Source organism: Pseudomonas sp. (assembly GCF_026224925.1).
In the GTDB taxonomy this organism is placed as follows: domain Bacteria; phylum Pseudomonadota; class Gammaproteobacteria; order Pseudomonadales; family Pseudomonadaceae; genus Aquipseudomonas.
The window spans coordinates 1-6,104 of record NZ_JAMFRV010000736.1; the positions used below are offsets into that span (position 1 = coordinate 1).

Consider the following 6,104-nt stretch of genomic DNA (forward strand, 5'->3'; position numbering starts at 1 on the left):
ATCACGGTGTACGACAACGGCGAAGGCTTGGCGACGATAGCGCTGCAACGCTTGCAGGATCTCGGCTACAGGGACGTGCGCTTGCTCGAAGGCGGCTTACAGGGCTGGCGCGAAGCCGGCGGCGAGCTGTTCATCGACGTCAACGTACCGAGCAAAGCCTTTGGCGAGCTGGTAGAGAGCCAACGCCACACGCCATCACTGGCCGCCGAGGAAGTGTTAGCACTGATCGAGTCCAACGCGGATGTGGTGGTGCTGGACGCTCGTCGTTATGACGAATACCAGACCATGAGTATTCCCAGTGGCATCAGCGTGCCGGGGGCTGAATTAGTGCTGCGCGCACGGGAACTGGCGCCAGACCCGAACACCCGCATCATCGTCAATTGTGCAGGCCGCACACGCAGCATCATTGGCACCCAATCGCTGGTGAACGCCGGGCTGCCGAACAAAATTTCAGCGCTGCGCAATGGCACGATTGGTTGGTTACTGGCCGGACAGACACTCGAACACGGCCAAGCCCGACGCTTCGCCGCCGTGAGCGAAGACACCCGTGAACTGGCCACCGCCGACGCATTTAAGGTGGCGCAAAAAGCCGGGGTCAAACGTGCGTCTCGCGCTGACCTGCACCACTGGCAAGCCGACGCCAGCCGTAGCACGTACCTGTTCGACGTACGCACCCCGGAAGAGTTTGCCCAAGGCCATTTGCCTGGATCGCGCTCGACGCCTGGCGGGCAATTGGTGCAGGAAACCGATCACTACGCCAGCGTCCGTGGCGCGCGCCTGGTGCTGATCGACGATGACGGCGTACGCGCCAACATGTCAGGCTCGTGGCTGGCGCAACTGGGCTGGGAAGTGTTCGTTGCCGACGACTTGCTGGCGACCGACTTCAGCGAAAAAGGCGACTGGAACGCACCTATTCCGGTGCCACACCAAGCCGAAGAAATCAGCGCTGAAACCCTTGCCCAATGGCGCACACAAGGCAATGTCGCGGTGCTGGATTTCACCACCAGCGCCAACTACGTCAAGCAACACATCCCCGGCGCGTGGTGGGTATTGCGTGCGCAGTTAAAAGAGGCGCTGGCGAACATTCCCGCCGCCGAACGCTATGTGCTGACCTGTGGCAGCAGCCGCTTGGCCCGGCTCGCGGTCTCAGAGGTCGAGGCGTTAACCGGCAAACAGGTGTTCCTGCTCAAGGGCGGCAGCGGTACATGGGTCGCGGCAGGTTTTGCCGTGGAAACCGGCGAAAGCCATCTAGCCTCGCCACGCATCGACCGCTATCGCCGACCGTATGAAGGCACCGATGCACCGCGTGAAGCAATGCAGGCGTACCTGGATTGGGAGTTCGGTCTAGTCGATCAGCTCGCACGGGACGGGACGCATGGTTTCTTTGTCATCTAGGAGTTGCAAATATCCTGTGGGACCGAATTCATTCGGGAAGCAATCGCTGCGGTTTGTCTGTTGTACCGCGCCGCTTCATTCGCGAATGAATTCGCTCCCACCGGGGGCATTCCTACAGATTTATCTTTCACAGTAAAACGCGGCCTTCCAGGGCCGCGAACTACCCCATAAACCTAAACAACACTTCCCTACCCGACCCCTCTCCAGGCGGAGGTTATTGATCAACAACAACGAGAGGTTCCATCCCCATGTCCGTCGTACTCGCACAGTCATCCAGCCAGCCCGTTTCCAGCACTCAATCCCTTCAGGTCACTCGCCTTGAGCCGACCATCGGTGCGGAAATTTCCGGCATTGATTTGAGCCAACCGATCACCTCAGCCCTGCGCGATGAGCTGCGCGCGTTGTTGCTGGAACACAAGGTGATCTTCTTTCGCGATCAACACATCGACACCGCACAGCAGATCGCTTTCGCCCAGCAGTTCGGTGAGCTGTACGTACACCCGACCACACAGCAGAACGACACCAGTAAACCGCACGCGCATCTCATCCAGGCCCAGGACGACCGCAAGTTGTATGGCCCGCGCACCAGTGGCCGTTGGCACACCGACACCAGTTGGTTGCTGCAACCCACCCTTGGGGCGGTTTTGCGCGCCGTAGATTTGCCGGAGATTGGCGGCGACACGCTGTGGGCCGACACGGCAGCGGTGTACCAAGGGCTGCCGGAAGAATTGCGCGAAGAAATCGACTCGCTGTTCGTGGTGCATGACTTCAAGAAAGCCCTGGATCAAGTGGGATTCGATTACCCGATCCTTGCTCACCCACTGGTCCGTACCCATCCGGAAACCGGCGTAGACAGCCTGTTCATCAACTTCTCGCAGAACCCGTCGGTAATCGGCTGGGAGCCTGAACGCAGCAAACAGTTGATTGCTCGCTTGTTGCTGGAAGTGAGTAAACCGGAGCATCAGGTGCGTTTCAAATGGAGCAAAAACTCCATCGCCTTCTGGGATAACCGTTCGACCCTTCATTACCCGGTCTACAACTACGGCGACTACCCACGGCGCATGGAGCGGGTGCTGATCGCTTACAACGACATCCCGCATCGCGTTAGAAAATCCTAACTGTAGATAACGCTTTGTTGGCAACGACATGGTTTGTCTGACCTACCGTGCGGCTGCCTTCCCGAATGAATTCGGTCCCACAGGGATCGCAAATAAACCTGTAGGAGCGAATTCATTCGGGAAGCGGTTTATGCGGTGTACCGACAGCCGACGTAATCAGTCCCCTCCGTTTTAACGACATCGCTACAGCGTACGGCTGGACCGTGCGCCATGACATTTCAAGGAAGTCCTCCCATGGCCGTGAACAGAACCCGTAAGAACAATGATTACATGGCCTACGCAGCCCTCAGCCTGTTGGCCAGCAGCATTCAGGTTCACGCCGCGACTGCCGACAGCGACCCGACACTGAACACCGTCGTGGTCACCGGTAACCGTGGCGACAAGCCGCGCACGGTGGCTGACAGCCCGTCACCCATTGATGTAATCAGCGCCGAACAGCTGCAAGCCACTGGCAAAGTCGGGCTCAAGGAAATCCTCGCGCGCCTGTTGCCATCCTTCAACTTGCCCGCAATCAATGGCGGCGGGACGTCGTGGTCGGTGCGTGGCGTGACCATGCGCGGTTTGTCCGGCGATCAGGTGTTGGTGCTGGTCAATGGCAAACGGCGACACAACACCGCGCTGATCAACAACCTTGCGCGTATCGGTACAGCAGCGGTGCCGGTCAACCTGGACTTGATCCCGGTGTCGGCCATCGACCACATCGAAGTCCTCCGCGACGGAGCCTCGGCACAATATGGCTCGGACGCGATTGCCGGGGTCATCAACATTATCCTCAAGGAAAACGACAGCGGTGGCAGCGCCGAAACCAGTTTTGGGCGTTACGGCAGCGGCGATGGCGACACGGTGCACCAGACCCTCAACTACGGCCTGCCAATGCCCAACGACGGCTTTCTCAACGTGGCGCTGGACACTAAAGAACAAGAACCTTTTGACCGTACTGGCAGCGCAACCGGATTATTGTACGGAACGGCGGCGCATCCCGACCCACGCGATCAGACCGTGAACCGCAATGGCTGGAACCCCAGTTACGGGCTCGGCCGCGAGAAGGTCACTAACGGCAGCTATAACCTCGAAGTGCCGCTACAGAACGGCGCCAAGTTCTATTCTTTCTCCACCTTCAGCTACATGGAGACCACCAAAGTTACCGGTAACTATCGGCCCAACGATATCAACTCCCTGGCAGGCGACCCCAACAGCCCCTATCCCGACGGCATCCACGCGCAACGGAAAAACCGTACTAATGACTTCCAACTGGCGGCGGGTTTTAAAGGTGATATTGGCGGCTGGAACTACGACGCCAGCACCACGTGGGGCGAGGACGACTCAGTGCTCAACGCCGCCAACACGATCAACCCGTCATTGGGGCCGACCAGCCCGACCTCGTTCAACCTGGCCGAGCAGATTTTTGATCAGTGGACCAGCAACCTCGACTTCAACCGCAGCTTCGACATCGGCCTGAAGAACCCACTGCAAGCGTCGTTTGGTTTCGAGGAGCGCTTCGAGCGCTATGAAATCGACCCCGGCGACTATGACAGCTACACCCCTGGCAATTATGTGCTGCCCAGCGGCCCGTTTGCCGGGACCACCCCGCTGCCGGGGCTGGCATCTTACAACGGCACCAGCGTCGCTGACGCCGGGAGCATCAGCCGCAACAACGTCGCCAGCTACTTCGACTTGGGCACGGACCTCACCGACAAATGGTACGTCGGCGTTGCTGGGCGTTACGAGCATTACACCCAAGACATCGGCAGCACCTGGAGCGGCAAATTCTCTACCCGCTATGAGATTGCGCCTGGATTTGCGTTTCGCGGCACGGTGAACAACGGCTTCCGCGCACCGTCGTTGGCGCAGACGATATATTCGTCATCAACCTTTACCTCGGGTGGCGTGGTCAACGGCCAACAGACATCAGTGCCGGTCAAGGTACTGCCCGTGGACACGCCCGAAGCAATAGCCCTCGGCGCGAAAAAACTCAAGCCCGAGAAGTCGCTGAACTACAGCTTCGGTTTTACCTACGAGCCTGTGGATAACTACCGGCTGACGACTGACTTCTATCAAATCGCGATCCGCGACCGCATCGTCTCCACCAGCCTGCTCGGTGGCCCGGCAATCTCGCAGATTCTCGCCGCCAACGGCCTCTCACCGTCGTTGTATGCGCAGTATTACGCCAACGCCGTGAGCACCCGCACCCGCGGCGTCGACATCGTCAACGAGTACCGCCAGCAACTTGGCGCCTACGGACAAGTACGCTGGAGCGCGGCATACAACTGGAACCAGACAAAGATCGAAAGCATGGAGGACAACCCCGATCAACTCTCCAGCCTTGGGTCGCAATATCAGCTATTCGACAGACGTTTGCAGAAGGACCTGACCGTCGCTACGCCTCAGTCGAAATTGATTTTGGCCTCGGACTGGAAGATCACGGATTACAACGTGAACCTCGCCGTAACCCGCTTTGGCAGCTACATCGAAGGCGACAACAACCCGATCAACGACCGCAAATTTTCGGCCAAATGGATCACCGACCTGGACGTCGCCTACAACCTGACCAAACACCTGACCATGGCCTTGGGCGCGAACAACCTGTTCAACGTCTACCCGGATAAAAAGGGCATTCAGGACTGGGCCGGGGCTTATAAATATGGGCAGTTCTCACCGTTCGGGTTTGGCGGGTCGTATTACTACACCCGGTTGGCTTACAACTTTTGATTGGAGCGGATTATCGAGGTTTCTGTGGGACCGAATTCATTCGGGAAGCGGCCAGCGCGGTTTTTCAGAATGACCGCGTTGCTGCTTTCCCGAATGAATTCGGTCCTACAGAAATTGATATCCCCAAAAATATTTATTCATAATATTTATATTAACTCATGCAATAAATCAAAAAAATACATAATTAGCTTATAACCAAAAGATACTTCACATTCGTTTCTTATAGGAATAACTTCAACGCAAGACCGACCCCTTTTCCAGGCGGAGGCCGCTGATACGCACCTTTTTGCTTGGAGATACGTTTTTATGACGCTGCATTCTTTCTCTCGCCTGTTGTTGGGCGCTTTGCTTGTTGTGTCGATTGGCCAACAGGCACAGGCCGCGGACCTTCAACCGCTGCTGGTGGCCAATCAGAAGTCGTCGATCAAGGTATTGCTGGAGGCCTCGGGAGAGTTGAAGGATGTGCCCTACAAAATCGAGTTTTCCGAGTTCGCGGCAGCCGCACCGCTGGGTGAAGCGCTGAATGCCGGCGCGGTGGATGTCGGCGGGTTGGGCGATGCACCGTATGTATTTGCCCTCGGTGCCGGTGTGCCGTTGAAAGTGGTCAGCATCACTCACGCCGAGGGCCGCTACACCACGGCGATTCTAGTACCGCAGAATTCCCCACTTAAAACCGTCAGCGACCTGAAGGGCAAACGCATCGTTACCGGTCGCGGCTCTATCGGGCACTTTCTGGCGATCAAGGCGTTGCGTGAAGCAGGCCTGAAAACCAGTGACGTAACCTTCATTTACCTACTGCCTAGCGAGTCTCGTTTGCTGCTCGACAGCGGCGACGCCGACGCTTGGGCCACGTGGGACCCGTACACCACCATCTCCATCACG

At 57.7% G+C, this 6,104-nt stretch carries 4 protein-coding genes; all 4 read left to right on the forward strand.

The features are described from left to right. Positions 1 to 1,395, forward strand: a 1,395-nt coding sequence (locus M0974_RS30460; protein ID WP_297845655.1) for a rhodanese homology domain-containing protein, incomplete at its 5' end; no start/stop codon positions are given. A 248-nt stretch (positions 1,396 to 1,643) separates the two neighbouring features. Next, entirely contained in the window at positions 1,644 to 2,513 is an 870-nt protein-coding gene (locus M0974_RS30465; RefSeq protein WP_297845658.1) for a TauD/TfdA family dioxygenase, read from the forward strand. 234 nt (positions 2,514 to 2,747) lie between these two features. After that, positions 2,748 to 5,222, forward strand: a complete 2,475-nt coding sequence (locus M0974_RS30470) for a TonB-dependent receptor (protein ID WP_297845660.1) — start codon at positions 2,748 to 2,750, stop codon at positions 5,220 to 5,222. Positions 5,223 to 5,528: 306 nt separating this feature from the next. Continuing rightward, the coding region (locus tag M0974_RS30475; RefSeq protein WP_297845662.1) for a PhnD/SsuA/transferrin family substrate-binding protein at positions 5,529 to 6,104 on the forward strand (576 nt) is incomplete at its 3' end.

Bases quoted from the DNA above. Each gene is read 5' to 3' on its own strand.
- M0974_RS30465 (WP_297845658.1), top strand. From the start codon at position 1,644: ATGTCCGTCGTACTCGCACAGTCATCCAGCCAGCCCGTTTCCAGCACT.
- M0974_RS30470 (WP_297845660.1), top strand. From the start codon at position 2,748: ATGGCCGTGAACAGAACCCGTAAGAACAATGATTACATGGCCTACGCA.